General features: G+C 54.4%; 20 protein-coding genes and 8 tRNA genes. 4 read left to right on the forward strand and 24 right to left on the reverse strand.

Translation table 11 applies throughout. From position 1 onward, the window contains the following. Window positions 1–7: 7 nt before the first annotated feature. Complete coding sequence (gene leuS, locus ACOTX7_RS03095; protein ID WP_421626045.1) at window positions 8–2590, reverse strand: leucine--tRNA ligase; 2583 nt, start codon at window positions 2588–2590, stop codon at window positions 8–10. Between the two features lie 214 nt (window positions 2591–2804). On the opposite strand from leuS, the gene ACOTX7_RS03100 reads away from it, so the two are divergent. Further along, complete coding sequence (locus ACOTX7_RS03100) at window positions 2805–3287, forward strand: zinc ribbon-containing protein (protein WP_032673756.1); 483 nt, start codon at window positions 2805–2807, stop codon at window positions 3285–3287. A 79-nt stretch (window positions 3288–3366) separates the two neighbouring features. Here the strand turns inward: ACOTX7_RS03100 and rihA are convergent, their stop codons facing one another. From rihA to miaB, 10 genes are all read right to left on the reverse strand, one after another. Further along, complete coding sequence (gene rihA / locus ACOTX7_RS03105) at window positions 3367–4308, reverse strand: pyrimidine-specific ribonucleoside hydrolase RihA (RefSeq protein WP_221257076.1); 942 nt, start codon at window positions 4306–4308, stop codon at window positions 3367–3369. A gap of 119 nt (window positions 4309–4427) precedes the next feature. Then, window positions 4428–5153 carry an amino acid ABC transporter ATP-binding protein gene (locus ACOTX7_RS03110; RefSeq protein ID WP_006809622.1) on the reverse strand — a complete coding sequence of 242 codons (726 nt, stop codon included), beginning with the start codon at window positions 5151–5153 and terminating at the stop codon, window positions 4428–4430. Further along, window positions 5153–5827 (reverse strand): glutamate/aspartate ABC transporter permease GltK, encoded by a 675-nt coding sequence (gene gltK / locus ACOTX7_RS03115; RefSeq protein WP_006809621.1) that lies wholly within the window; start codon window positions 5825–5827, stop codon window positions 5153–5155. The genes ACOTX7_RS03110 and gltK overlap by 1 nt, the downstream gene beginning before the upstream one ends. Continuing rightward, window positions 5827–6567, reverse strand: a complete 741-nt coding sequence (gltJ, locus tag ACOTX7_RS03120) for a glutamate/aspartate ABC transporter permease GltJ (RefSeq protein WP_015571133.1) — start codon at window positions 6565–6567, stop codon at window positions 5827–5829. The genes gltK and gltJ overlap by 1 nt, the downstream gene beginning before the upstream one ends. A gap of 155 nt (window positions 6568–6722) precedes the next feature. After that, on the reverse strand, window positions 6723–7628 hold the full coding sequence (locus ACOTX7_RS03125; RefSeq protein ID WP_003858681.1) for an amino acid ABC transporter substrate-binding protein: 906 nt from the start codon (window positions 7626–7628) through the stop codon (window positions 6723–6725). A 401-nt stretch (window positions 7629–8029) separates the two neighbouring features. Continuing rightward, window positions 8030–9568, reverse strand: a complete 1539-nt coding sequence (gene lnt, locus ACOTX7_RS03130) for an apolipoprotein N-acyltransferase (RefSeq protein WP_221257077.1) — start codon at window positions 9566–9568, stop codon at window positions 8030–8032. 5 nt (window positions 9569–9573) lie between these two features. Next, entirely contained in the window at window positions 9574–10452 is an 879-nt protein-coding gene (corC, locus tag ACOTX7_RS03135; protein WP_006809618.1) for a CNNM family magnesium/cobalt transport protein CorC, read from the reverse strand. 84 nt (window positions 10453–10536) lie between these two features. Then, window positions 10537–11004: an rRNA maturation RNase YbeY gene (gene ybeY, locus ACOTX7_RS03140; protein ID WP_006809617.1), complete on the reverse strand. Its 468-nt coding sequence runs from the start codon at window positions 11002–11004 to the stop codon at window positions 10537–10539. Then, window positions 11001–12047, reverse strand: a complete 1047-nt coding sequence (locus ACOTX7_RS03145) for a PhoH family protein (RefSeq protein ID WP_003858674.1) — start codon at window positions 12045–12047, stop codon at window positions 11001–11003. The genes ybeY and ACOTX7_RS03145 overlap by 4 nt, the downstream gene beginning before the upstream one ends. A gap of 163 nt (window positions 12048–12210) precedes the next feature. Continuing rightward, complete coding sequence (gene miaB, locus ACOTX7_RS03150) at window positions 12211–13635, reverse strand: tRNA (N6-isopentenyl adenosine(37)-C2)-methylthiotransferase MiaB (protein ID WP_006809616.1); 1425 nt, start codon at window positions 13633–13635, stop codon at window positions 12211–12213. Between the two features lie 135 nt (window positions 13636–13770). Here miaB and ubiF point away from each other — a divergent pair, with 135 nt between their 5' ends. Then, window positions 13771–14946, forward strand: a complete 1176-nt coding sequence (ubiF, locus tag ACOTX7_RS03155; protein ID WP_221257078.1) for a 3-demethoxyubiquinol 3-hydroxylase — start codon at window positions 13771–13773, stop codon at window positions 14944–14946. A gap of 96 nt (window positions 14947–15042) precedes the next feature. Here ubiF and ACOTX7_RS03160 read toward each other — a convergent pair. From ACOTX7_RS03160 to nagB, 13 genes are all read right to left on the reverse strand, one after another. After that, window positions 15043–15117: transfer RNA gene (locus ACOTX7_RS03160), tRNA-Gln, on the reverse strand. Window positions 15118–15151: 34 nt separating this feature from the next. Then, a tRNA-Gln gene (locus ACOTX7_RS03165) sits at window positions 15152–15226 on the reverse strand. Window positions 15227–15267: 41 nt separating this feature from the next. Beyond that, window positions 15268–15344, reverse strand: a tRNA-Met gene (locus tag ACOTX7_RS03170). Window positions 15345–15361: 17 nt separating this feature from the next. Then, window positions 15362–15436: transfer RNA gene (locus tag ACOTX7_RS03175), tRNA-Gln, on the reverse strand. Between the two features lie 32 nt (window positions 15437–15468). Further along, window positions 15469–15543, reverse strand: a tRNA-Gln gene (locus ACOTX7_RS03180). A gap of 32 nt (window positions 15544–15575) precedes the next feature. Then, a tRNA-Gln gene (locus ACOTX7_RS03185) sits at window positions 15576–15650 on the reverse strand. A gap of 23 nt (window positions 15651–15673) precedes the next feature. After that, window positions 15674–15758: transfer RNA gene (locus ACOTX7_RS03190), tRNA-Leu, on the reverse strand. 8 nt (window positions 15759–15766) lie between these two features. Next, a tRNA-Met gene (locus ACOTX7_RS03195) sits at window positions 15767–15843 on the reverse strand. A gap of 225 nt (window positions 15844–16068) precedes the next feature. Beyond that, entirely contained in the window at window positions 16069–17733 is a 1665-nt protein-coding gene (gene asnB / locus ACOTX7_RS03200) for an asparagine synthase B (protein WP_006809614.1), read from the reverse strand. Window positions 17734–17983: 250 nt separating this feature from the next. Further along, on the reverse strand, window positions 17984–18736 hold the full coding sequence (nagD, locus tag ACOTX7_RS03205) for a ribonucleotide monophosphatase NagD (RefSeq protein ID WP_003858667.1): 753 nt from the start codon (window positions 18734–18736) through the stop codon (window positions 17984–17986). 45 nt (window positions 18737–18781) lie between these two features. Next, window positions 18782–20002, reverse strand: coding sequence for a DNA-binding transcriptional regulator NagC (gene nagC, locus ACOTX7_RS03210; protein ID WP_006809613.1), 1221 nt, complete (start codon window positions 20000–20002; stop codon window positions 18782–18784). An 8-nt stretch (window positions 20003–20010) separates the two neighbouring features. Beyond that, window positions 20011–21159 (reverse strand): N-acetylglucosamine-6-phosphate deacetylase, encoded by a 1149-nt coding sequence (gene nagA / locus ACOTX7_RS03215; RefSeq protein ID WP_221257079.1) that lies wholly within the window; start codon window positions 21157–21159, stop codon window positions 20011–20013. Between the two features lie 55 nt (window positions 21160–21214). Continuing rightward, window positions 21215–22015: a glucosamine-6-phosphate deaminase gene (gene nagB, locus ACOTX7_RS03220; protein WP_003858663.1), complete on the reverse strand. Its 801-nt coding sequence runs from the start codon at window positions 22013–22015 to the stop codon at window positions 21215–21217. Window positions 22016–22340: 325 nt separating this feature from the next. Between nagB and nagE the strand changes: the two genes are divergently transcribed. Both nagE and glnS read left to right on the forward strand, forming a co-directional pair. Further along, window positions 22341–24290 carry a PTS N-acetyl glucosamine transporter subunit IIABC gene (gene nagE, locus ACOTX7_RS03225; protein ID WP_221257080.1) on the forward strand — a complete coding sequence of 650 codons (1950 nt, stop codon included), beginning with the start codon at window positions 22341–22343 and terminating at the stop codon, window positions 24288–24290. A gap of 169 nt (window positions 24291–24459) precedes the next feature. After that, entirely contained in the window at window positions 24460–26127 is a 1668-nt protein-coding gene (glnS, locus tag ACOTX7_RS03230) for a glutamine--tRNA ligase (protein WP_221257081.1), read from the forward strand. The last annotated feature ends 295 nt before the right edge of the window (window positions 26128–26422 follow it).

Below are 26422 nucleotides of genomic sequence, written 5' to 3' on the forward strand. Positions count from 1 at the left end.
CCCGCGCTTAGCCAACGACCAGATTCAGCAGTTTACCCGGTACGTAGATCACTTTACGTACGGTAACGCCCTCAAGGTATTTCGCGACCAGGTGTTCCTGGCCTGCGCGCTCGCGAACCTGTTCTTCGGTTGCGTCGACCGCGACGGTAATTTTACCGCGCACTTTACCGTTAACCTGCACCACAACCAACGTGGTGTTTTCCACCATAGCGGATTCATCCGCCACTGGCCACGGCGCGTTGTCGATATCGCCTTCGCCTTTCAGCTCCTGCCACAGAGTAAAGCTAACGTGCGGCGTGAACGGGTTCAGCATGCGAACGACCGCCAGCAGCGCTTCACGCATTAACGCACGATCCTGCTCACCGTCCTGCGGCGCTTTCGCCAGCTTGTTCATCAGTTCCATAATAGCCGCAATTGCGGTATTGAAGGTCTGACGACGACCAATATCATCGGTGACTTTCGCAATGGTTTTATGAACATCACGACGCAGCGCCTGCTGATCTTCGCTCAGTGCAGCCACGTTCAGCGCTGGCGCATCACCCTGAGATGTGTGCTCGTAAACCAGTTTCCAGACACGTTTCAGGAAGCGGTTTGCCCCTTCCACACCGGATTCCTGCCATTCCAGCGTCATATCTGCCGGAGAGGCGAACATCATGAACAGACGCACGGTGTCAGCGCCGTAACGCTCAACCATCACCTGCGGGTCGATACCGTTATTTTTAGACTTGGACATCTTGCTCATGCCGGTATACACCAGCTCATGACCTTCGGCGTCTTTCGCCTTCACGATACGGCCTTTCTCGTCGCGCTCCACAATCGCATCAACCGGAGAAACCCAGTTACGCTCGCCGTTCGCGCCAACGTAGTAGAACGCATCTGCCAGCACCATACCCTGACACAACAGCTGTTTAGCTGGCTCGTCAGAGTTGACCAGGCCTGCGTCACGCATCAGTTTGTGGAAGAAGCGGAAGTAGAGCAGGTGCATGATGGCGTGTTCAATGCCACCGATGTAGATATCTACCGGCAGCCAGTAGTTTGCTGCATCGGAATCCAGCATGCCTTCTTTGTACTGCGGGCAGGTGTAGCGTGCGTAGTACCAGGAGGACTCCATAAAGGTGTCGAAGGTGTCCGTTTCACGCAGCGCTGGCTGACCGTTGACGGTGGTTTTCGCCCACTCAGGATCGGCTTTGATCGGGCTGGTGATGCCGTCCATAACCACGTCTTCCGGCAGGATCACCGGCAGCTGATCTTCCGGCGTTGGCATCACGGTGCCATCTTCCAGGGTCACCATTGGAATTGGCGCACCCCAGTAACGCTGACGGGAAACGCCCCAGTCGCGCAGACGGTAGTTCACTTTACGCTCGCCCACGCCCAGGGAGGCCAGTTTGTCGGCGATGGCGTTGAAGCCTTCTTCGAAGCTCAGGCCGCTGAACTCACCGGAGTTAAACAGGGTGCCTTTTTCAGTCAGCGCCTGCTCGGAGAGGTCGGGCTCAGAGCCATCAGCAGCAAGAATAACAGGCTTGATGGTCAGACCGTATTTGGTGGCAAATTCGTAGTCACGCTGATCGTGACCCGGCACGGCCATCACGGCGCCCGTACCGTATTCCATCAGCACAAAGTTTGCCGCCCAGACAGGGATGGCTTCGCCCGTCAGCGGGTGGATCGCTTTGAAGCCGGTATCAACACCTTTTTTCTCCATCGTCGCCATGTCGGCTTCGGCCACTTTAGTGTTGCGGCATTCGTCGATGAAGGTTGCCAGTTCCGGATTGTTTTCCGCCGCTTTTTGCGCCAGCGGGTGACCGGCAGCCACAGCCAGGTAGGTCGCACCCATGAAAGTGTCCGGACGGGTGGTGTAGACGGTCAGCGTCTGGTCGTAGTCGTTAACGTTGAAGGTAATTTCCACGCCTTCGGAACGGCCAATCCAGTTGCGCTGCATGGTCTTAACGGTGTCCGGCCAGTGATCCAGGTTATCCAGATCGTTCAGCAGTTCGTCAGCGTAGGCGGTGATTTTGATAAACCACTGCGGGATCTCTTTGCGCTCGACTTTGGTGTCACAGCGCCAGCAGCAGCCATCGATAACCTGCTCGTTCGCGAGAACGGTCTGGTCATTCGGGCACCAGTTAACGGCAGAGGTCTTCTTGTACACCAGGCCTTTTTTATACTGCTCGGTGAAGAATTTCTGCTCCCAGCGGTAGTACTCCGGGGTGCAGGTTGCCAGCTCGCGGCTCCAGTCATAGCCAAAGCCCAGCATTTTCAGCTGGTTTTTCATGTACGCGATGTTGTCGTACGTCCACGGAGCCGGTGCCGTGTTGTTTTTCACTGCCGCGCCTTCAGCAGGCAGGCCGAACGCATCCCAGCCGATAGGCTGAAGCACGTTTTTGCCCAGCATACGCTGGTAGCGTGCAATCACGTCACCGATGGTGTAGTTACGCACGTGGCCCATGTGTAGTCGACCAGAAGGATAGGGAAGCATCGACAGGCAGTAATACTTCTCTTTGCTCTCGTCTTCGGTTACTTCAAAGGTGCGCTTCTCGTCCCAGTGTTGCTGGACTTTTGATTCTATCTCTTCCGGGCGGTATTGCTCTTGCATGGCAGCCAGTGGTCCTGTGTTCAATACAGCTACAAATGTAGCCAATGGATGTGGTAATTCAGATCCGCATAGCATAGCCCAAACGCCCGCGTCAAAACAGCCTTTCACGCAAATGCACTTTGCAGGAATTTACCGGGTCTGTGCTTCACCTGACAAAGCGGCGTCAAAATAAGGTCTATTATTAGAGACAGTTACTTACCCGGGAGGCAAAATGATGAACAAGGTTGCTCAATTTTACCGTGAACTGGTAGCGACACTGACGGAACGGCTGCGTAACGGTGAGCGTGATATCGACGCGCTGGTCGAACAGGCACGCGCACGCGTGACGCAAACGGGTGAGTTAACGCGAACCGAAGTGGAAGAGGTGACGCGCGCCGTGCGTCGTGACCTGGAAGAGTTTGCGCGAAGCTATGAAGAGAGTCAGGACGAAATGGCCGACAGCGTTTTTATGCGGGTCATTAAAGAGAGTTTGTGGCAGGAGCTGGCGGATATTACCGATAAAACGCAGCTGGAATGGCGCGAGGTGTTTCAGGATTTAAACCACCACGGTGTCTATCACAGCGGCGAAGTTGTGGGGTTGGGGAACCTGGTGTGTGAGAAGTGCCACCACCATATGGCCGTTTATACGCCGGAGGTGCTGTCGCTGTGTCCGAAATGCGGGCACGACCAGTTCCAGCGTCGGCCGTTTGAGCCATGAATAAAAGCAAAACGGCAACCCCGTTGCCGTTTTTAGTGTTTGCTCCCTCTCCCCGTGGGAGAGAGCTGGGGTGAGGGCATCAGGCCGCACTATAATAAGCCAGCCTCTCCGCCAGCAAATCCACAAACGCTTCCCGATCGATATCCACCATCACCGTGGTATTCGGCTTATTTCCCGTCAGCGAGTAATAGTCCACCACCGTCATCCCCTGGGTATATTTCCCCTGTGTTTCCACGCCAACCCAACGTTCGACCGTGGTAAACATGTCCGGCTTCAGCAGCCAGGCAATGGTGCATGGGTCATGCAGCGGCGCGCCGTGGAAGCCCCACTTCTCGGCTTTGTGATACTCCATAAAGAAGTCGAGCAGCTCTGCCACGGTCTTTGCAACCGGGTTGCCGACAGAACGGAATCGTTCGATGTCCTGCGCCATAATTTGTGCGCGGTGGGTAACGTCCAGCCCCGCCATCACAATCGGCAGGCCCGACTGGAAGACGATTTCCGCGGCTTCCGGGTCAACAAAGATGTTGAACTCCGCGGCAGGCGTCCAGTTCCCCAGGCCCATTGCGCCGCCCATGATGACGATACGGGCGATGTTGCTGTGCAGTTCAGGATAACTGTTCAGCAGCAGCGCAACGTTGGTCTGCGGGCCGGTCGCCACCAGCGTCACGGGCTCTGCGCTCTCACGCAGCACCTTCGCCATTAGCTCGACGGCAGTGCAGTTTTGCGGTGCGAAATTCGGCTCCGGTAGCGCCGGGCCATCCAGCCCACTTTCACCGTGAACATTATCCGCAATGATCAGTTCGCGCATCAGCGGCTTAACGGCGCCGCCTGCGACCGGAATATCGGTGCGTTTCAGCAGCGTCAACATGCGCAACACGTTTCGTAAGGTTTTATCCGGCGTCTGGTTCCCGGCGGAGGAGGTGACAGCTTTTACGTCCAGTTCAGGGGAGGCAAGTGCGAGGACGAGCGCGATCGCGTCATCATGACCCGGATCGCAGTCGAGAATAATTGGCTGTGCCATAGCGTTCTCCATTCTTAGCATTATTTGTGACAAGGTTAACGCTGCGATGTGACGCCGAATAGAAAAAGAGATCCAAAGCGTGAAGCAGTGCGCAATCCGCAGATTGCGCACTGAAAAGATTAATGCAGGATTTTGGCGAGGAAGTCTTTAGCGCGTTCGGATTTCGGGTTGGCGAAGAACTCTTCTTTCGGTGAGTCTTCAACAATTTTCCCTTCATCCATGAAGATCACGCGGTTAGCCACTTTACGGGCGAAGCCCATTTCGTGCGTCACCACCATCATGGTCATTCCTTCGTGCGCCAGCTCCACCATAACGTCCAGCACTTCGTTGATCATCTCAGGATCGAGCGCGGACGTCGGTTCATCGAACAGCATCGCCACCGGATCCATGCACAGCGCACGCGCGATCGCCACGCGCTGCTGCTGGCCACCGGAAAGCTGAGCCGGGAACTTATCCGCATGCGCAGACAGCCCGACGCGTTCCAGTAACTTCAGCCCCTTTTCGCGCGCCGCTTTTTTGTCGCGTTTCAGCACTTTGACCTGCGCCAGCGTCAGGTTCTCAATGATGGACAGGTGAGGGAACAGCTCAAAATGCTGGAACACCATCCCCACGTGGGAACGAAGCTGAGCAAGGTTAGTTTTGCGGTCGTTCACTTTGGTGCCGTTAACGACAATCTCGCCCTGCTGGACAGGTTCCAGCCCATTAACGGTTTTGATAAGCGTTGATTTACCAGAACCGGACGGGCCGCATACCACCACCACATCGCCTTTTTTCACTTCTGTTGAGCAGTCGGTCAGCACCTGAAAGTGCCCATACCATTTAGAAACATTTTTCAGGGAAATCATTATACCGTCCTTTTCTTCAGCCAGCTGACCAACAGCGATGCGCTTAAACTAATCACAAAATAGACCCCGCCCGCGAAGAGGATCATCTCAACCTGCGTTCCGTCACGTTCGCCAATGGTGGAGGCGGTACGGAAGAAGTCTGCCAGGCTCAGCACGTAGACCAGGGAGGTATCCTGGAACAGAACGATGCCCTGCGTCAGTAACAGCGGAACCATGGCGCGAAACGCCTGCGGCAGAATAATGAGCTTCATGGACTGCCAATGCGTCATACCGAGTGCCAGCGCAGCGCTGGACTGCCCGCGAGAGATACTCTGAATACCTGCGCGGATAATCTCTGAGTAGTAGGCGGCTTCAAACATGGAAAACGCCACCATGGCAGAGATCAGGCGGATATCGGTTTTCGGCGACAGTCCCAGTACGTTCTGTAAAAAGCCGGGAACAATCAGGTAAAACCACAGCAGCACCATAACCAGGGGGATGGAGCGGAACACGTTAACGTAAGCCGTGGCAAACCAGGCGAGCGGCTTAAAGCTCGACAGGCGCATCACTGCCAGCAGGGTACCCCAGACAATACCGACGATAATGGCGATAACGGTGATCTTTAAGGTGATCGCCAGTCCATCCAGCAGATAGGGCAAGGACGGAACAATGGAACTCCAGTCAAACTCGTACATTATTTGCCTCCCAGATTGCCCGGCAGGCGTACTTTGCGTTCAACCAGGTTCATCACCAGCATGATGAAAGCGTTAATCAGAACATAGGCGAGCGTGATCGCCGTGAAGGATTCCCACGCGTGAGCGGAATAATCCAGCAGTTTGCCCGCCTGGGCTGCCATATCCACCAGACCGATGGTTGAGGCGATGGCCGAGTTTTTCACCAGGTTCATCATCTCGGAGGTCATCGGCGGCACAATCACGCGGTAAGCGTTAGGCAAGAGGACGTAACGGTAGGCCTGGGGAAGAGTCAGGCCCATCGCCAGTGCCGCATTCTTTTGCCCGCGCGGCAGTGACTGTATGGCGGCACGCACCTGCTCGCAGACGCGCGCAGCGGTGAACAGCCCCAGACACAGCATGGATGAGACAAAAAATTGTACGTTAGGATCCAGCTCGGCCTTGAACCACATGCCGAGATCTTCCGGCAGCAGTTCCGGGATCACCAGATACCAGGTAAAGAACTGCACGATCAGCGGAACGTTACGGAACAGTTCCACATAGAGCGTGCCAATCGAAGAGAGAAAACGGTTAGGGACGGTACGCAGAATGCCGAACAGCGAACCGACAAGAAACGCGATAATCCACGCCGTTATCGATAACGCAACGGTAACCTGAAAGCCGCTCCACAGCCAGCCGAGATAGGTGGTGTTGCCGAACGGGGCTTGTTGCAGAAAGATGCCCCAGTTCCAGTCAATTGACATAGTAAACTCCAGAAAAAAAAGGGTAGCAGTGCTACCCTCGAAGATTGGTGAGAAGCTCAATTTTTGCGCTGAGTGGGGAACGACCACTCAACGTATAGTCTGTCCATGCTTCCCGACAATCGAGAGGGCAGGAGATCCCGCCCCTGTCGTTCTAATTAGTTAAGAGCTTTGTCGTTTGGTGATTTGAACAGCGCTTTCATGTCGTCAGACAGTTCAAAGTTCATGTTCAGGTTTTTTGGTGGAATGGGGTTCTTGAACCACTTGTCGAACCATTTTGCCGCTTCGCCAGAGGTTTGCGCCTGAGCGATGGTGTCATCGATCAGTTTCTTGAAGTCCTCGTCACCTTTACGCAGCATACAGCCGTAGGCTTCTTTCGACTGCGCGGTACCGACGATTTCCCAGTTATCTGGCTTCTTCGCTTTCGCGCGCTCGCCCGCCAGCAGGGCGTCATCCATCATAAACGCCACGGCACGGCCACTTTCCAGGGTACGGAAGGAGTCGCCATGGTCTTTCGCGCTGATGATGCGCATGTCCATTTTCTTCTCGTCGTTCAGCTTGTGCAGCAGCACTTCGGAAGTGGTACCGGAGGTCACGACAACCGCTTTGCCTTTCAGGTCAGCAAAATCTTTGATGTCGCCGCCTTTCTTCGTCAGCAGTCGAGTGCCGACAACGAAGATAGTATCGGAGAAGGCAGCCTGTTTCTGACGCTCAAGGTTGTTGGTGGTCGAGCCACATTCAAAATCAAATGTGCCGTTTTGCAGCAGAGGAATACGGTTCTGTGAAGTGATGGGGATCAGCTTCACTTGCAGGTCAGGTTTGTTCAGCTTTTTCTTCACAGCTTCAACGATGGCGTTGGAGTAATCCTGTGAATAGCCCACGACTTTTTGCGTGTTGTCGTAGTAAGAGAACGGGACAGAAGATTCACGGTGGCCGACCACGATCACGCCGTTTTTGGCAATCTTGTCGAGAGTGCTTCCTGCTGCCGGAGCGTCTTCAGCGTGGACGACGCCCGCAGACATTCCCATAACCAGCATTGCTGTGGCCAGTTTACGTAATTGCATACCCAACTCCTTTCTTATCAGCGCCAGTGACGCTTCGATACCCATTGTGATGTTGTTATATCTCGCGCAATGCGAGTGCCGTGTTATGCAAGCTTGTTAACATTTAGTCTGGCTTAATGTAAAGATTTTGCTGCGTTATTGTTTATTTTTGCGAAGCGCGCCGCACCATTCAGAGGCAATAATCCCTCGTTGCACCGTTTAGGTGCTACCGATGATCTACGCTGGTGCGACAAAGTTGCACGTTAAGCCAGACAGCGTTTATGTGAATAAATAAAGCAACAGGCGTGCCAGAATTGAAGTTTGGGAGGAAATTGTCGGGTGGCGGCTACGCCTTACCCGATCTACAGCATGGGAAAGTAGGCCGGGTAAGCGTCAGCGCCACCCGGCAACAGAAGGTAAGGTTATTTACGACGCTGACGCAGGCTCATCAGCACGGCGGCGAAACCGAACAGTGTGGTCAGGATCCACAGCGGCCAGTTGCCGGTGCGCGCGTACGGCGTCAGCCCCGTGGTAGGCGTAACGTTAGTGGTCAGCACCTCACGGGTGAACTGCGGGATCATGGCCTGGATTTCGCCCTGCGGACCAATCACGGCGGTGATGCCGTTATTGGTGCTACGCAGCAGCGGACGCGCCAGCTCCAGAGAACGCATGCGCGCCATCTGGAAGTGCTGCCATGGCCCAATCGATTTACCGAACCACGCATCGTTTGAGATAGTCAGCAGATAGTCGGTGTCCGGGCGGAAGTTATCGCGCACCTGCTCGCCGAGGATAATCTCGTAGCAAATGGCGGCCGTCAGGGCAAAACCGTGCGCATGCAGCTGCGGCTGAACGTAAGGGCCACGGCTGAACGAGGACATCGGCAGATCGAAGAACGGTGCCAGCGGACGCAGAATCGACTCCAGCGGAACAAACTCGCCAAACGGTACAAGGTGGTTTTTGTTGTAGCGATTGGTGGAGGTGTAGCTGTAGTCGCTGTCCTTACCGAGCGTGATGATCGCGTTATAGGTGTCATAGCGGTTCTGCTGATTGAGACGCGCATCCACAATCCCGGTGATCAGGGTACTGCCGCGCGCGCGCAGCAAATCGTCCATCATCTTCAGGAAGGGCTGTTGATTGATCTCCAGGTCCGGGATCGCAGACTCAGGCCAGATGATGAGCTGTGATTTGCCCATCACCTCTTCGGTGGCGTTGGCGTAGATTTTCAGCGTGTTCAGTAACTGATTTTCATCCCATTTCAATGACTGCGGGATATCACCCTGCACCAGCGAAACCTGCGTGGCGCGCGCGGGCTCCAGCGTGAACCACTGGATATAACGCAGTGGGAAGGGCAGGGCGAAAAGGATCAGTGCGGCAACCAGCGGCTTCCAGCTACGCGTGACCAGTGCCAGCACCAGCAGGCCGCTGACGATCATTAACAGGAAGTTGATGGCTTCCACGCCCATAACTGGCGCCAGCCCTTTCAGCGGGCCGTCAATCTGGCTGTAGCCGAACTGTAGCCACGGGAAGCCGGTCAGTACCCAGCCGCGCAGGAATTCGGTGATTTGCCAGACAACGGGCGCCGCTATCGCCACGCGCAGCCAGGTCGTTTTTGGCCACAGGCGAGACAGGATGCCCGCGAACAGGCCGGTGTAGAGCGAGAGATACGCGGCAAGCAGCACAACGAGGAAGACGTTAACCGGCCCCGGCATCCCACCAAATTGCGCGATACTGACGTAGACCCAGTTAATGCCGGAGCCGAACAGCCCCAGCCCCCAGAAGTAGCCGACAGCCGCGGCCTGTACCGGACGACGGTTGAGGGTCAGCCCCTGTAGCCCCATCAGGGAAAGAATAGCGGCTGGCCAGATATCGTAAGGAGAAAAAGCCAGCGTACCGCTGGCTCCGAGTAACAGCGCCAGCAGCAAACGGACGCGCTGGCGTTCAAAGAGTGGGGCAAATGCCATTTACATTAATCTTCCCGTTTTGGCACCGGTGAGTCGTCCGGCATTCTGACGTGAACCTGAATAATACGTCGGCTGTCGGCCATGGCGACCTTAAACTGGTAACCATCGATGTCAACGGTTTCACCGCGGGCCGGAAGATGGCCGAAGGCCTGCATCACCAGACCACCAATGGTGTCCACCTCTTCATCGCTGAAGCTGGTGCCAAAGGTGTCGTTGAAGTCCTCAATTGAGGCCAGCGCGCGCACGGTCCAGGTGTGGCGGCTCAGCTGACGGAAGTCGATATCCTCTTCTTCGTCATACTCATCTTCAATTTCGCCCACGATCAGCTCAAGGATGTCTTCGATCGTGACCAGACCGGAAACGCCACCAAATTCATCAATAACAATCGCCATGTGGTAACGCTGGGAGCGAAACTCTTTCAGCATCCGATCCACACGTTTACTTTCCGGCACAACCACCGCCGGGCGTAACACTTTTTCCATACTGAAGGCTTCGGCATCGCTGCGCATAAACGGCAGCAGATCTTTCGCCATCAAAATCCCTTCAATGTGATCTTTGTCTTCGCTGATGACCGGGAAACGTGAGTGGGCCGATTCGATAATGACATCGAGGCACTCGTCCAGCGTCTGGTTGCGTTTCAGGGTAATCATCTGCGAGCGGGGGATCATGATGTCGCGGACGCGCTGGTCGGCGATGTCCATCACCCCTTCGAGCATTTCGCGCGTATCTTCGTCGATAAGGTCGTTCTGCCCGGAATCACGAATCAGCTCCAGCAGTTCATCACGGTTTTTCGGTTCGCCGTGGAAAAGCTGGTTCAGAATGAGGGAGAAAAATCCCTTTTTAGTGGTTGTCGTGTCGCTACTGTGTGAATTGTCGTCGCTCATGGCGTTTGTTAAGGGTTCTCTTGTTAGTTCAACGTTAACCGCCGCGCTATGTCCCTGCGCGGCGGCATGGTAGTCAGTGACTGACTATTCTTTCTCGGCAATGTACGGATCCTCATAGCCCAGAGCAAGCATTATCTCTGTCTCGAGGGATTCCATCTCTTCCGCTTCGTCATCTTCAATATGGTCGTAACCCAGAAGATGCAGGCTACCGTGGACCACCATGTGTGCCCAGTGCGCTTCCAGCGGCTTTTGCTGCTCTTTGGCTTCCTGTTCAACCACCTGACGGCAGATGATCAGATCGCCCAGCAGCGGCATCTCCATGCCCGGAGGGGCTTCGAACGGGAAAGAGAGCACGTTGGTCGGCTTATCTTTCCCGCGGTAGGTCAGGTTGAGTTCATGGCTTTCTGCTTCATCCACCAGGCGAATCGTGACCTCTGATTCTTCCTGAAACTGCGGGATGACGGCGTCCAGCCATTTCTGAAACTGTGCCTCTTCTGGCATGCCGGAATTATCTTCACAGGCCAGCTGTAAATCGAGGATCACCTGACTCATTTCTGTTCATGCTCCTGCGCTTCGCGCTTACGTTCTGCGGCCAGTTCGGCCCTGCGCTTCTGATCTGCCTCTTCCCAGGCCTCATAAGCATTAACGATACGCGCGACAACCGGATGGCGTACCACGTCTTCACTGTGGAAGAAGTTAAAGCTGATTTCCTCTACCTCGGCCAGGACTTCGATGGCATGACGCAGACCCGATTTGGTGTTACGCGGCAGGTCAATCTGGGTGACGTCACCGGTGATAACCGCTTTCGAGTTAAAGCCAATACGCGTCAGGAACATCTTCATCTGTTCGATAGTGGTGTTCTGGCTCTCATCCAGAATGATAAACGCGTCATTAAGCGTACGCCCACGCATATAGGCCAGCGGGGCCACTTCAATCACGTTACGCTCGATGAGCTTTTCAACTTTCTCGAAGCCGAGCATTTCGAACAGCGCGTCGTACAGTGGGCGCAGGTAAGGGTCCACTTTCTGACTTAAATCGCCCGGCAGGAAGCCGAGTTTCTCACCGGCTTCAACGGCAGGGCGGGTCAGCAGAATACGGCGGATCTCCTGACGCTCCAGCGCATCGACCGCAGCGGCAACGGCCAGATAGGTTTTACCCGTACCGGCCGGACCCACGCCGAAGGTGATGTCATGGTCAAGAATGTTGGCGATGTACTGCGCCTGGTTTGGCGTACGCGGCTTGATGACGCCACGCTTGGTCTTGATATTGATTGCCTTACCGTAGTCCGGCACGCTTTCCGCGCTTTGCTCAAGCACGCGCGCCTCTTTAATGGCGAGGTGGATCTGTTCCGGCTCAATATCCTGGATCTCGCCGCGCATCGGGGCGGTATCAACATACAGGCTGCGGAGAATATCTGCCGCGGCGTTGACGCAGATTGGGCGTCCGGTGAGTTTGAAATGGTTATCGCGACGATTGATTTCGATACCCAGACGTCGCTCCAGTTGTTTGATGTTGTCATCAAACGGCCCGCACAGGCTCAGCAGGCGAGCGTTGTCTGCGGGCTCAAGGCTAATTTCACGCGTATCTATGTTCAAACTGTTCCTCTTTGATTGGTTAACTGACCTGTGGCCACACGGCGTAATAAAACGGTCATTACCGAAATTATTCACGCCATAGAATAAAGGCGCAAGCGTTGCGGTAGATATTGGGGGTGATGAGAGGAAATACAAGGCCTGCCGGACAGGCAGGCCAGAAGGATTAAGGCTGGTAAATACCTACGCCCGAATCGTTGACTTTGCGGGTGCGAGAGATGACGGATTCAGGCGTCTCGGCAATACGCAGACCCATTTCGTCTTCAGTGCGTACCACCTTCCCGCGCAGCGAGTTGGTGAGCACTTCAACAATCTCGACATCCACAAATTTACCGATCATGTCCGGGGTGCCTTCAAAGTTCACCACGCGGTTATTTTCGGTTCGGCCAGACAGTTCCATGATGCTCTTACGGGAGGTGCCTTCCACCAGAATACGCTGGACGGTGCCGAGCATACGACGACTCCACGCGTTGGCCTGTTGGTTGATGCGCTCCTGCAAAATATACAGACGCTGTTTTTTCTCTTCTTCCGGCACATCGTCAACCATATCGGCCGCAGGGGTGCCCGGGCGAGCAGAGAAGATGAAGCTGTAGCTGACGTCGAAATTCACCTCGCCAATGAGCTTCATGGTACGCTCGAAGTCATCAGCGGTTTCGCCAGGGAAGCCGACGATAAAGTCGGAGCTAATCTGGATATCCGGGCGCGCTTCACGCAGCTTGCGGATGGTAGACTTATACTCCAGCACCGTATGTGGACGGCCCATCAGATTCAGCACGCGGTCAGATCCGCACTGGATCGGCAGGTGCAGGAAGCTCACCAGCTCCGGCGTATCCCGATAGACGTCAATAATGTCGTCGGTAAATTCCATCGGATGGCTGGTGGTAAAGCGAATGCGGTCGATGCCGTCAATCGCTGCCACCAGACGCAGTAGCTCGGCGAAGCTGCCGGTGGTGCCGTCGTAGTTTTCCCCGCGCCAGGCGTTCACGTTCTGGCCCAGCAGGTTGACTTCGCGAACGCCCTGCGCGGCAAGCTGTGCGATTTCAAACAGAATATCATCTGCCGGGCGGCTCACTTCTTCACCGCGGGTGTAAGGCACCACGCAGTAAGTACAGTATTTGTTGCAGCCTTCCATGATGGAGACGAAGGCCGTCGGGCCATCCGCGCGCGGCTCTGGCAGACGGTCAAATTTCTCAATCTCCGGGAAGCTCACGTCAACCACCGGGCTACGGCTGCCGCGAACCTTGTTAATCATCTCTGGCAGGCGGTGCAGGGTCTGAGGGCCAAAAACGATATCCACATACGGGGCTCTCTGGCGGATCAGCTTACCTTCCTGCGATGCCACGCAGCCACCCACGCCAATGATCAGGTCCGGATTTTTCCGTTTGAGAAGCTTCCAGCGGCCTAACACATGAAAGACTTTTTCCTGTGCTTTTTCACGAATTGAACAGGTGTTCAGCAGCAGCACATCGGCTTCTTTCGCATTTTCAGTCAGCTGGTATCCGTGGGTGGTATCCAGCAGATCGGCCATCTTGGATGAATCGTATTCGTTCATCTGACAGCCCCAGGTTTTTATATGGAGTTTTTTAGTCATCGACTTGCTCAGCTCAGGATTGCAAGCCGTGTATTGTAATGCTTTGGTGCGGTTGTGACCAGTATGAAGGTTGTCAACCTCAGGGCCGCAAAAATCCGGTAAACTTAAGGTATTCTCCAATAAGGAATAGTGACCATGACACTCCTGAACACCGAAGTTGCCGTTGTTGGCGGCGGTATGGTCGGCGGCGCACTGGCGCTGGGGCTGGCGCAGCAGGGATTTGACGTAACCGTTATTGAACAGGCGGCTCCACCGGCATTCGATCCTTCCAGCCAACCGGACGTGCGTATTTCCGCCATCAGCGCGGCGTCTGTTGATCTGCTTCGCGGGCTGGGCGTCTGGGAGGCGGTGCTGGCGATGCGCGCGCACCCTTACAGCCGTCTTGAAACCTGGGAGTGGGAAAATGCTCACGTCTCGTTTGACGCCGCCGAGCTGAAACTGCCGCGCCTGGGCTATATGGTGGAAAACAACGTGCTTCAGCTGGCGCTCTGGCAGGCGCTGGAGGCGCACCCGAAGGTGACGCTGCGCGTTCCGGACTCGCTGAAAGCCCTGCATCGTCATGAGGGCGGGTATATCCTGACGCTGGACAACGACGATGAACTGGCCGTGAAGCTGGTGGTGGGGGCGGATGGCGCAAACTCGCAGGTCAGGCAGATGGCAGGCATTGGGATCCATGCCTGGCAGTACCAGCAGTCCTGCATGCTGATCACCGTCCAGTGCGACAATGCGCCGGGCGAAAGCACCTGGCAGCATTTTACGCCGAACGGCCCGCATGCATTCTTACCGCTGTTTGATCGCTGGGCTTCGCTGGTGTGGTACGACAAACCGGCGCGTATTCGGCAGTTGCAGGGGCTGTCGATGGATCAGTTGCAGCGCGAAATCCGGCAGCACTTCCCGAGCCGTCTGGGTAACGTGACCCCGGTTGCCGCTGGCGCATTCCCGCTGATGCGACGCCATGCGTTGCAGTATGCCCGTGAAGGGCTGGCGCTGGTGGGTGACGCGGCGCACACCATTCATCCGCTGGCGGGGCAGGGGGTGAACCTGGGATACCGTGACGTCGATGCGTTACTGGACGTTTTAAGCAATGCGCGCGGTCATGCGGAGGCCTGGGCCAGCCATCAGGTGCTGAAGCGCTACCAGACGCGCCGTATGGCGGATAACTTCATCATGCAATCGGGGATGGATCTGTTCTATGCCGGATTCAGTAATGACCTGGCCCCGGTACGCATACTGCGTAACATTGGATTGATGGCGGCAGAACGTGCCGGTGGTCTGAAACGTCAGGCCCTGAAATACGCCCTGGGACTCTAATCCTTTTTCCCTCTCCCCGTGGGGAGAGGGCATCAGGCCACACAACACAAACAACAAAAACAAAAAAGCCCGCAGAGCGGGCTTGTTTGTTTTAAGTGGCTGGGGTGCAGGGATTCGAACCCCGGAATGCTGGTATCAGAAACCAGAGCCTTACCGCTTGGCGACACCCCAATTGCGTTAAACAAACTGCTTAACGACTTTAAAGTGGCTGGGGTACGAGGATTCGAACCTCGGAATGCCGGAATCAGAATCCGGTGCCTTACCGCTTGGCGATACCCCAACAATGTTCAGTTTACCGAATCGTATTCGATAACGTAAATATGGTGGCTACGACGGGATTCGAACCTGTGACCCCATCATTATGAGTGATGTGCTCTAACCAACTGAGCTACGTAGCCAGTACTGCAATCTTCGATGGCTGGGGTACCTGGATTCGAACCAGGGAATGCCGGTATCAAAAACCGGTGCCTTACCGCTTGGCGATACCCCAATACCGCGGAGAACCGCATGATCGAAGAAATATGGCTGGGGTACCTGGATTCGAACCAGGGAATGCCGGTATCAAAAACCGGTGCCTTACCGCTTGGCGATACCCCAATACCGCGGAGAACCGCATGATCGAAGAAATATGGCTGGGGTACCTGGATTCGAACCAGGGAATGCCGGTATCAAAAACCGGTGCCTTACCGCTTGGCGATACCCCATCCGTGCAACGCTTACCTGGGAATGGTGCGGGAGGCGAGACTTGAACTCGCACACCTTGCGGCGCCAGAACCTAAATCTGGTGCGTCTACCAATTTCGCCACTCCCGCAAAAAAGATGGTGGCTACGACGGGATTCGAACCTGTGACCCCATCATTATGAGTGATGTGCTCTAACCAACTGAGCTACGTAGCCATCTTTTTTTCGCGTTACCTTATCGGCGTTGCGGGGCGCATTATGCGTATAGACCCTTGCAGCGTCAACACCTTTTTCAATGAAAATAGCCGGAATGTGACTGTTTGGTTAGGTTGCGAACAGCGAGGCCGAATATTCGACAATTATTGGTTATTAATCGATTTTATGCGGGGAAAAGAGAGGCAAAAAAATCAGGCCCCGGAGGGCCTGATGATTATCTGAACATTATTTATAGGCAGACTGGTGAACGCCCACTGCACGTCCTGACGGATCGTTCATGGCTTTGAAAGATTCATCCCATTCAATGGCTTTCGCAGAAGAGCAGGCGACCGATGGGCCACCCGGTACGCACTCGGCTGCACTTGGAACCGGGAACAGCTCCTCAAAGATCTCACGGTACAAATACGCTTCTTTCGACGCTGGCGTGTTGTACGGGAAACGGAAGCTCGCCGTTTCCAGTTGTTGATCAGAAACCTGTTTCGCCGCTACTTCTTTCAGTGTGTCGATCCAGCTATAACCCACGCCATCGGAGAACTGCTCTTTCTGACGCCACGCCACGCTCGCTGGCAGGTAGGATTCAAAACATTCGCGCAGGATATGTTTCTCCATTTTGCCGTTGCCGCACATTTTGTCCTGCGGGTTGATACGCATCGCCACATCCAGGAATTTTTTATCGAGGAACGGTACGCGGGCTTCCACACCCCAGGCAGACATCGCTTTGTTGGCGCGCGCGCAGTCAAACATGTGCAGCGCCTGTAGCTTACGCACCGTTTCTTCATGCAGCTCTTTGGCGTTCGGCGCTTTGTGGAAATAGAGATAACCGCCAAACACTTCGTCAGAACCCTCGCCGGAGAGGACCATCTTGATGCCCATCGCTTTGATCTTCCGTGACATCAAATACATCGGCGTGGAAGCGCGAATGGTGGTCACATCATAAGTTTCAATGTGATAGATCACATCGCGGATCGCATCCAGACCTTCCTGCACGGTGAAGTGAATTTCATGGTGCACCGTACCGAGATGGTTCGCCACTTCCTGGGCGGCTTTCAGGTCAGGTGCCCCTTCCAGGCCCACGGCAAAGGAGTGCAGCTGTGGCCACCAGGCTTCAGAGCGCTCCTGATCTTCCACGCGACGGGCAGCGAATTTCTTGGTGATCGCGGAGATCACGGAGGAGTCCAGCCCGCCGGAGAGCAGTACGCCGTAAGGAACGTCTGACATCAGGTGGCTTTTCACAGACTCTTCCAGTGCCTGACGCAGTTCGGCTTTGTCCGTCACGTTGTCTTTCACCGCGTCATAATCAAACCAGTCGCGCTGGTAGTACGGGCGGATTTCACCGTCTTTACTCCACAGATAGCTGCCTGCCGGGAACTCTTTGATGGTGCGGCACACCGGGACCAGCGCTTTCATCTCTGAGGCAACATAGAAGTTGCCGTGTTCATCGTGCCCCATGTACAGCGGGATAATACCAATATGGTCGCGGCCAATCAGATAAGCATCTTTTTCGCTGTCGTACAGCGCGAAGGCAAACATACCTTGCAGATCGTCGAGGAACTCCGGGCCTTTCTCCTGATACAGCGCCAGGATCACTTCGCAGTCTGAGCCAGTCTGAAACGCGTAGCGATCGCCGTACTCGGCGCGCAGCGCCTGATGGTTGTAGATTTCACCGTTAACAGCCAGCGCGTGCGTTTTTTTCTCGTTATACAGCGGCTGTGCGCCAGCGTTGACATCAACAATGGAGAGACGTTCATGAGCCAGAATCGCTTTATCGCTGGCGTAAACGCCTGACCAGTCCGGACCGCGATGGCGCATCAGGCGGGACAATTCGAGTGCTTTTTTACGCAGTTCGCCCGCGTCAGTTTTAATATCCAGTACGCCAAAAATAGAACACATAACCTTCTCCGTTAACCCTGTTGCGTTGTGATGTTGCTTGCTTATGAAAATGCCGCAAAAGGGGGAGGGGGCGCAAGCGTTTTACGGGTGAAAACGTAAAAAGTGCAATGGCAATTGCTGAATCTTAAAAAACGAGTATGTCTAAAGCGATTTTATTGATGTTTATTCAATGAAAGATGGCTTTTGTTAGATGGGTTAAGGTTTTCAGACGGCGGAAATGAAAAACCACGCCCTGAGGCGTGGTTCTGAATTAAATAACGTCGATTTCGTCGACGGAGGGATATATCCAGCTTGGGCGGAACGGCATCGTATCAATGTCATCAAGCTGCGAGACGCCAGACAGCACCAGAATGGTTTCAAGCCCCGCCTGGAAGCCAGCCAGAATATCGGTGCGCAGGTTATCGCCCACAATGACGGTTTCTTCTGAGTGTGCCTGCATCGTATTCAGCGCGGCGCGGATGATCCACGGGCTCGGTTTGCCGACAACAAACGGCTTACGACCAGAGATTTTTTCGATACCGGCACACAGCGCACCGCAGGCAGGATAAAAACCACGACCGTGCGTATCCGGGTTGGTGGCGATAAAACGTGCACCGTTGGCGACAAAGTAGGCTGCTTTATGCATCATCTCCCAGTTAAAGGAGCGCGTTTCGCCCACGATGACAAAGTCCGGGTTCACGTCGGTAATGGTGAAGCCCGCTTTATACAGCTCGTGGATCAGCGCGCCTTCGCCGACCACGTAGGCTTTTTTGCCTTCCTGACGCTTCAGGAAATCCGCGGTCGCCATTGCAGAGGTATAAAACACGCTGTCCGGGACGTTGACGCCTGCGGTTGCAAAGCGGTTTGCCAGATCCTGACCAGTCTGTGAAGGGTAGTTCGTGAGAAGAACCAGTGGCATTCCTTTGTCGATGATGCGGTGAAGAAACTCCGCAGCACCCGGCACGGCAACGTTGTCGTGCATCAGCACGCCGTCGATATCACAAATTACATTCTTAATGGTCATGGACAATCCGACATCAAAAAAAGAAGGCGTTACTATAAGGTCCGATCAGGATTCCAGCAAATGTTGCAGCAGGATCCCGTTGAGCATGGCACGTTTTACCAGGGCAAATGCGCCAATCGCCGAGCGGTGATCGAGCGTTGAGCGCACCACCGGCAAGTTCTGGCGAAAGGCTTTCAGCGCCTGGGTATTGATGCAGCCTTCAATCGCGGGCAGTAACACTTTTTCGGCTTCCACAATCTCACCGGCAATCACTACTTTTTGCGGATTGAACAGGTTGATGGCAATGGCGATGGTTTTACCCAGGTGGCGTCCTACCTGTTCGATCACTTCGCAGGCCAGCGCATCACCTTTATTAGCGGCTTTGCAGATGGCGCCGATCTTACAATCGTCCAGCGTGACGCGGCTCTGATAACCCTGTTCCAGCAGGTGGCGAACGCGATGTTCAATGGCGGCATTGGCGGCAACGGTTTCAAGACAGCCAAAGTTACCGCAGTGGCAGCGCTCGCCAAGCGGTTCAACCTGAATATGACCAATCTCGCCGACGTTGCCGTTGCGACCAATAAAAATGCGGCCATTTGAGATGATGCCCGCACCTGTACCACGGTGAACGCGCACCAGAATAGAGTCTTCGCAGTCCTGGCTCGCACCAAAGTAGTGCTCCGCCAGCGCCAGCGAGCGGATATCGTGACCAACAAAGCAGGTCAGCTTAAAGCGCTTTTCCAGCGCCTCAACCAGCCCCCAGTTCTCTACCTTAATATGCGGCATGTAGCGAATAACGCCGCTTTCCGGGTCAACGAGGCCGGGCAAAATCACCGAGATGGCGATGAGTTCACGGATCTTGCGCTGACAGCTTTCGATAAAATGCGCAATGGTATTCAGTAACGCGTGTTCAAGCGTCTCCTGCGTGCGCTCAGGAAGGGGGTAGTGCTCTTCGGCAATGGCCTTGCTGCTCAGATCGTAGAGCGTAAGCGTGGTGTCATGACGGCCTAAGCGGACGCCAATCGCCTGAAAATTGCGGGTTTCCGTGACAATGGAAATCGCGCGGCGACCTCCTGTGGAGGCCTGCTGATCGACTTCTTTGATCAGGCCGCGCTCAATAAGCTGACGTGTAATTTTTGTCACGCTGGCGGGAGCAAGCTGGCTTTGTTCGGCTATCTGAATGCGTGAGATTGGCCCGTGCTGGTCAATCAGGCGATAAACTGCCGCGCTGTTAAGTTGTTTAACGAGATCGACATTACCGATTTGAGCTTGTCCGCCTGGTGTCATACTTTTACTTACTCAGTGACGACCTCGTTACCATTAACGATGGTCTTAATAATTTTATAATCGTGTGTGAACGCCGTCAGGTTTGCAACCATACCTGGCGCAATACCGCCGAGCTGTTTATCGACGCCAATGGCGCGCGCCGGATAAAGCGTGGCCATACGCAGGACTTCATCAAGTGCAATCCCACAATGTTCAACCAGGTTACGCACCCCTTCAATCATGGTCAAAGAGGAGCCACTCAGCGTGCCGTTCTCATCCACACACAGTCCATTCCGGTAGTATATTGTTTTACCAGCAAAAATGAACTGGTCAATATTCGCCCCTGCCGGAGCGGTGGCATCCGTGACCAGGCAGAGCTTGTCGCCCTTAAGGCGCTTGGCGTTGCGGATATTGGTGTAATCGACATGCAGGCCGTCAGCGATAATGCCGCAGTAGACGTCCGGCTCATCCAGAATTGCGCCGACCAGCCCCGGTTCGCGGCCGGTAATATACGGCATTGCGTTATAGAGGTGCGTGGCAAACGTGATGCCCGCGCGGAAGCCAGCTTTCGCCTCTTTCAGCGTCGCGTTCGAATGACCCGCAGACACCACAATCCCGGCGGCAGCCAGCTTGCTGATCACGTCCGTGCCGCTCATTTCCGGTGCCAGCGTCACTTTGGTGATCACATCGGCATTGGCGCACAGGTAATCCACCAGCTCGGCATCGGGTTTACGCACGTAATTCGGGTTATGGGTGCCTTTCTTGACCATGTTCAGCCATGGTCCTTCCAGGTGCAAACCCAGCGCCTGATTCGGGTGTTTTGCCAGGTAGTCGCGCATCACGCGGATACCCTGTTTCATCAGGTCATCGCTGCTGGTAATCAGCGTTGGCAGATAGCTGGTGCAGCCCGATTTCTCGTTGGCTCTTTGCATGATTTCCAGCGTTTCAACCGTTACCGCCTCTGCGGTATCGTTAAACTGGACACCGCCACAGCCGTTGAGCTGTACGTCGATGAAACCGGGGGAGATTACTGCTCCATTGAGGGAACGCTGTTCGATCTCCGGCGGCAGTTCCGCCAGCGGGCAAACACGTTCAATCAGGCCATTGGCGATAACGATCGCATGGTCATCCAGAATTTCATGGCCGGTATAAATCCGACCGTGGGTTAAAGCGTACATATCGACCCCCGGTTAAAAAAAGCGACCGCCCCGGATAAAAGAGGCGGTTATTCAATTACAGACCTTTAATGTTCTCAGCTTCCAGCTCGTTGAAGTATTTCAGCGTTTTCACTTTCAGCTCCATGGTGGACGGTTCGTCACACACGACAACCGCTTTTGGATGCAACTGTAAGCAGCTGATCGTCCACATATGGTTCACGTTGCCTTCAACGGCAGCCTGAAGCGCTTGCGCTTTCACCGCGCCCAGCACCAGAATCATCACCTCTTCGGCATCCAGCAGCGTGCCCACGCCCACGGTCAGGGCGTATTTAGGTACCTGATTGACGTCGCCGTCAAAGAAGCGGGAGTTAGCCACACGCGTGTCATGGGTCAACGTTTTAATACGGGTGCGGGAAGCCAGTGACGATGCCGGTTCGTTGAACGCGATGTGACCGTCGTTGCCCACGCCGCCCATAAACAGGTGGATTTTACCGTAGGAACGGATTTTTTCTTCATACTGACGGCATTCTGCGTCAATATCAGGCGCGTTTCCATTCAGCAGATTAATGTTTTCCGCCGGAATATCAACGTGATCGAAGAAGTTGCGGTGCATAAAACTGTGGTAACTTTCCGGATGTTCCTTTGGCAGGCCGACATATTCGTCCATGTTGAAGGTTACAACGTGTTTGAAGCTAACCTGGCCCGCTTTGTGCATTTCAACCAGAGCTTTATACGCGGTCAGGGGTGTACCGCCGGTTGGAAGACCGAGAACGAAAGGACGATCGGCTGTTGGTTTGAACGCGTTGATGCGGTTAACGATATGACGTGCAGCCCATTTTCCGACTTGTTCAGCTGTTGCCAGGGGAATCAGTCTCATTATTCACCTCTAAAGTTTAAGTAAAAGTGGGCGGATGATTAGTGCAACCTGAACTAAGCGTAACCTGGAACCTTTCAGGCCGGATCAATCCGTCTTGATTTTTTGAATGATAAAATAAGTTTTCGTCGTTAGCCAGCGAAAGGGAGGGTTTAATACGATATTTGGTGACAATAATCACAAAAAATAGGTGTTTAATTTGCGATACGAATTAATTTTTCACACACTCACACTGCCAGTGAATCATCAACTGTATCTATCGTTCGTGACACAATAAAAACATAGTTTATGCGCGAGTCTTAACAATGGGTCTCGTAGGGGGAATAGGATGAATATTTTAGGTTTTTTCCAGCGCCTCGGTAGGGCTTTGCAGCTCCCTATCGCCGTGCTACCGGTTGCAGCATTGCTGCTGCGATTCGGGCAACCCGATCTTCTTAACGTGCCGTTTATTGCCCAGGCAGGCGGCGCAATTTTTGACAACCTGGCCCTGATTTTCGCCATCGGTGTGGCGTCAAGCTGGTCAAAAGACAGCGCTGGTGCCGCGGCACTGGCAGGGGCTGTCGGTTACTTCATCCTCACGAAAGCGATGGTAACCATCAACCCTGAAATCAACATGGGTGTGCTGGCAGGTATCATTACCGGTCTGGTCGGTGGTGCCGTGTACAACCGTTGGGCGGGTATCAAACTGCCTGACTTCCTGAGCTTCTTCGGCGGTAAACGTTTTGTGCCGATTGCGACGGGCTTTTTCTGTCTGATCCTCGCAGCCATCTTTGGCTACGTGTGGCCACCGGTGCAGCATGCTATCCATGCGGGCGGCGAGTGGATCGTGTCTGCGGGTGCAATGGGTGCGGGCATCTTCGGTTTCATTAACCGTCTGCTGATCCCAACCGGTCTGCATCAGGTACTGAACACCATCGCGTGGTTCCAGATTGGTGAGTTCAGCAACGCGGCTGGCGCGGTGTTCCACGGTGATATCAACCGCTTCTACGCAGGCGACGGCACCGCGGGCATGTTCATGTCTGGCTTCTTCCCAATCATGATGTTTGGTCTGCCTGGCGCTGCGCTGGCAATGTACCTGGCTGCGCCGAAAGCGCGTCGCCCAATGGTTGGCGGGATGCTGCTGTCCGTTGCGATCACCGCTTTCCTGACCGGCGTGACCGAGCCACTGGAATTCCTGTTCATGTTCCTGGCTCCGCTGCTGTATCTGATGCACGCGATCCTGACTGGTATCAGCCTGTTCGTCGCCACCCTTCTGGGTATCCATGCTGGCTTCTCCTTCTCCGCAGGCGCTATCGACTATGTGTTGATGTACAACCTGCCAGCGGCAAGCAGCAACGTCTGGATGCTGGTGGTGATGGGCCTGGTATTCTTCGTTATCTACTTCGTCCTGTTCAGCGCGGTTATTCGTATGTTTAACCTGAAAACGCCGGGCCGCGAAGATACGAAAGACGATGTGGTGACCAGTGAAGCAAACAGCAATACCGAAGAAGGTTTAACCCAGCTGGCAACCAGCTACATTGCCGCTGTAGGCGGTACTGACAACCTGAAAGCGATTGATGCCTGTATTACCCGTCTGCGTCTGACCGTAGGTGACTCTGCACGCGTGAGTGATGCAATGTGTAAACGCCTGGGCGCGTCGGGTGTGGTGAAACTGAACAAGCAAACCATCCAGGTTATCGTGGGTGCGAAAGCCGAATCGATCGGCGATGAAATGAAAAAAGTGGTTGCCCGTGGGCCGGTTGCTGCCGCCTCAACGGACAGCGCGCCAGTAGCTGACGCGCCGGTTGCAAAACCGCAGGCGGTGCCAAATGCGGTGACCATCGCTGCGCTGGTCTCTCCGGTGACAGGTGACGTTGTTGCGCTTGAGCAGGTGCCTGACGAAGCGTTCGCCAGCAAAGCGGTCGGTGACGGCGTGGCGGTGAAACCAACGGACAAAACCGTGGTCTCTCCGGCAGCTGGTACTATCGTGAAAATCTTCAATACTAACCACGCGTTCTGCCTCGAAACCGAAAAAGGCGCGGAGATCGTTGTCCATATGGGTATCGATACCGTTGCGCTGAACGGTCAGGGCTTTACTCGCCTGGTGGAAGAGGGTGCCGAAGTGGTGGCAGGTCAGCCGATTCTGGAGATGGATCTGGATTACCTCAATGCCAATGCGCGCTCCATGATTAGTCCGGTCGTGTGCAGCAACATCGACGACTTCAGCGGTCTGGTGATCCAGGCGCAGGGTCAGGTGGTTGCAGGCCAGACGCCACTGTATGAGATTAAAGGCAAGTAATCGCTCCTGAGTAGAGTCATGCCTTAAGCGGCGGGGGATATCCTCCGCCGCTTTTTTTTGCAGCATTTGCCCCCATTATTTTCTTCCGGGACGTTTTAAGGGTTGTCACTACGTCCGGGTTATAAGATCATATGCCGTTATACGTTGTTTACGCTTTGAGGAATCCACGATGAGTGAGGCAGAAGCCCGCCCGAGTAACTTTATTCGTCAGATCATCGATGAAGATCTGGCCAGTGGTAAGCACACCACAGTCCACACGCGTTTCCCGCCGGAGCCAAATGGCTACCTGCACATTGGTCACGCCAAATCGATCTGCCTGAACTTTGGTATTGCGCAAGACTACCAGGGGCAGTGCAACCTGCGTTTCGATGACACCAACCCAGTAAAAGAAGACATCGAATACGTTGAGTCGATTAAAAACGACGTGCAATGGCTGGGCTTTAACTGGTCTGGCGATATCTGCTACTCCTCTGACTATTTCGATCAGCTGTATGCCTATGCGGTTGAACTGATCAACAAAGGTCTGGCGTACGTCGACGAACTGTCTGCTGACGAAATCCGTGAATACCGCGGTACGCTGACTCAGCCTGGCAAAAACAGCCCGTTCCGCGACCGCAGCGTGGAAGAGAACCTGGCGCTGTTTGAAAAAATGCGTGCTGGTGGCTTTGAAGAAGGCAAAGCGTGTCTGCGCGCCAAAATCGATATGGCGTCTCCGTTCATCGTGATGCGCGATCCGGTGCTGTACCGCATTAAGTTCGCGGAACACCACCAGACCGGTAACAAGTGGTGCATCTATCCGATGTACGACTTCACCCACTGCATCAGCGATGCGCTGGAAGGCATTACGCACTCGCTGTGTACGCTGGAGTTCCAGGACAACCGTCGTCTGTATGACTGGGTGCTGGATAACATCACCATTCCTGTGCATCCGCGCCAGTACGAGTTCTCTCGTCTGAACCTGGAATACACCGTCATGTCCAAGCGTAAGCTGAACCTGCTGGTGACCGACAAGCACGTCGAAGGCTGGGACGACCCGCGTATGCCGACCATCTCTGGCCTGCGTCGTCGTGGTTATACTTCTGCGTCCATTCGTGAATTCTGCAAACGTATTGGCGTCACCAAGCAGGACAACACCATCGAAATGGCGTCTCTGGAATCCTGCATTCGTGAAGACCTGAACGAAAACGCGCCGCGCGCGATGGCCGTGATCGATCCGGTTAAGCTGGTTATCGAAAACTACCCGCAGGGCGAAAGCGAACTGGTCTCCATGCCTAACCATCCGAACAAACCGGAAATGGGCACCCGCGACGTGCCGTTCAGCGGTGAAATCTGGATCGACCGTGCTGACTTCCGCGAAGAAGCCAACAAGCAGTACAAGCGTCTGGTGCTGGGTAAAGAAGTGCGTCTGCGTAACGCCTATGTGATCAAAGCCGAGCGCGTAGAGAAAGATGCGGAAGGTAACATCACGACCATCTTCTGTACGTACGACGCAGAGACGCTGAGCAAAGATCCGGCTGATGGTCGTAAAGTGAAAGGTGTAATCCACTGGGTGAGCGCACAGCATGCGCTGCCGGTTGAGATCCGTCTTTACGATCGTCTGTTCAGCGTGCCTAACCCAGGTGCTGCGGAAGACCTCCTGGCGGTTATCAACCCTGAGTCGCTGATTATCAAGCAGGGTTATGCCGAGCCGTCTCTGAAAGCCGCTGAAGCGGGCAAAGCGTTCCAGTTCGAACGTGAAGGCTACTTCTGCCTGGACAGCCGTTACAGCACGGCAGAAAAACCGGTATTTAACCGTACCGTCGGTCTGCGTGATACATGGACTAAAATCGGCGAATAATAACGCTGCTCTGGTCAAGGAGAAACAAACGCCGCTTATTGCGGCGTTTTTTTTATTTAATGATCATGGTATTAAGCCAGGGCTTAAAGATAAGCCGCTAAAATATCAGGTCAATGTAGTGCTACTTATTTTTCTAAAAAAAGTTTGTATTTTTACGAAATATAAAGAGGATGAAAAATAAACAGCAAATACCTGCGCGACCCGATGAAATTTCTGATATTTCCACGCCAATCCTCGCTCTCCTCTAAATGTTACAAAGTACTACGAATTATGTGCACTTCGTCATAATCCTGAC

Origin of the sequence: Enterobacter cloacae complex sp. IR5418 (genome assembly GCF_049238105.1) — a bacterium.
Classification (GTDB): domain Bacteria; phylum Pseudomonadota; class Gammaproteobacteria; order Enterobacterales; family Enterobacteriaceae; genus Enterobacter; species Enterobacter hormaechei.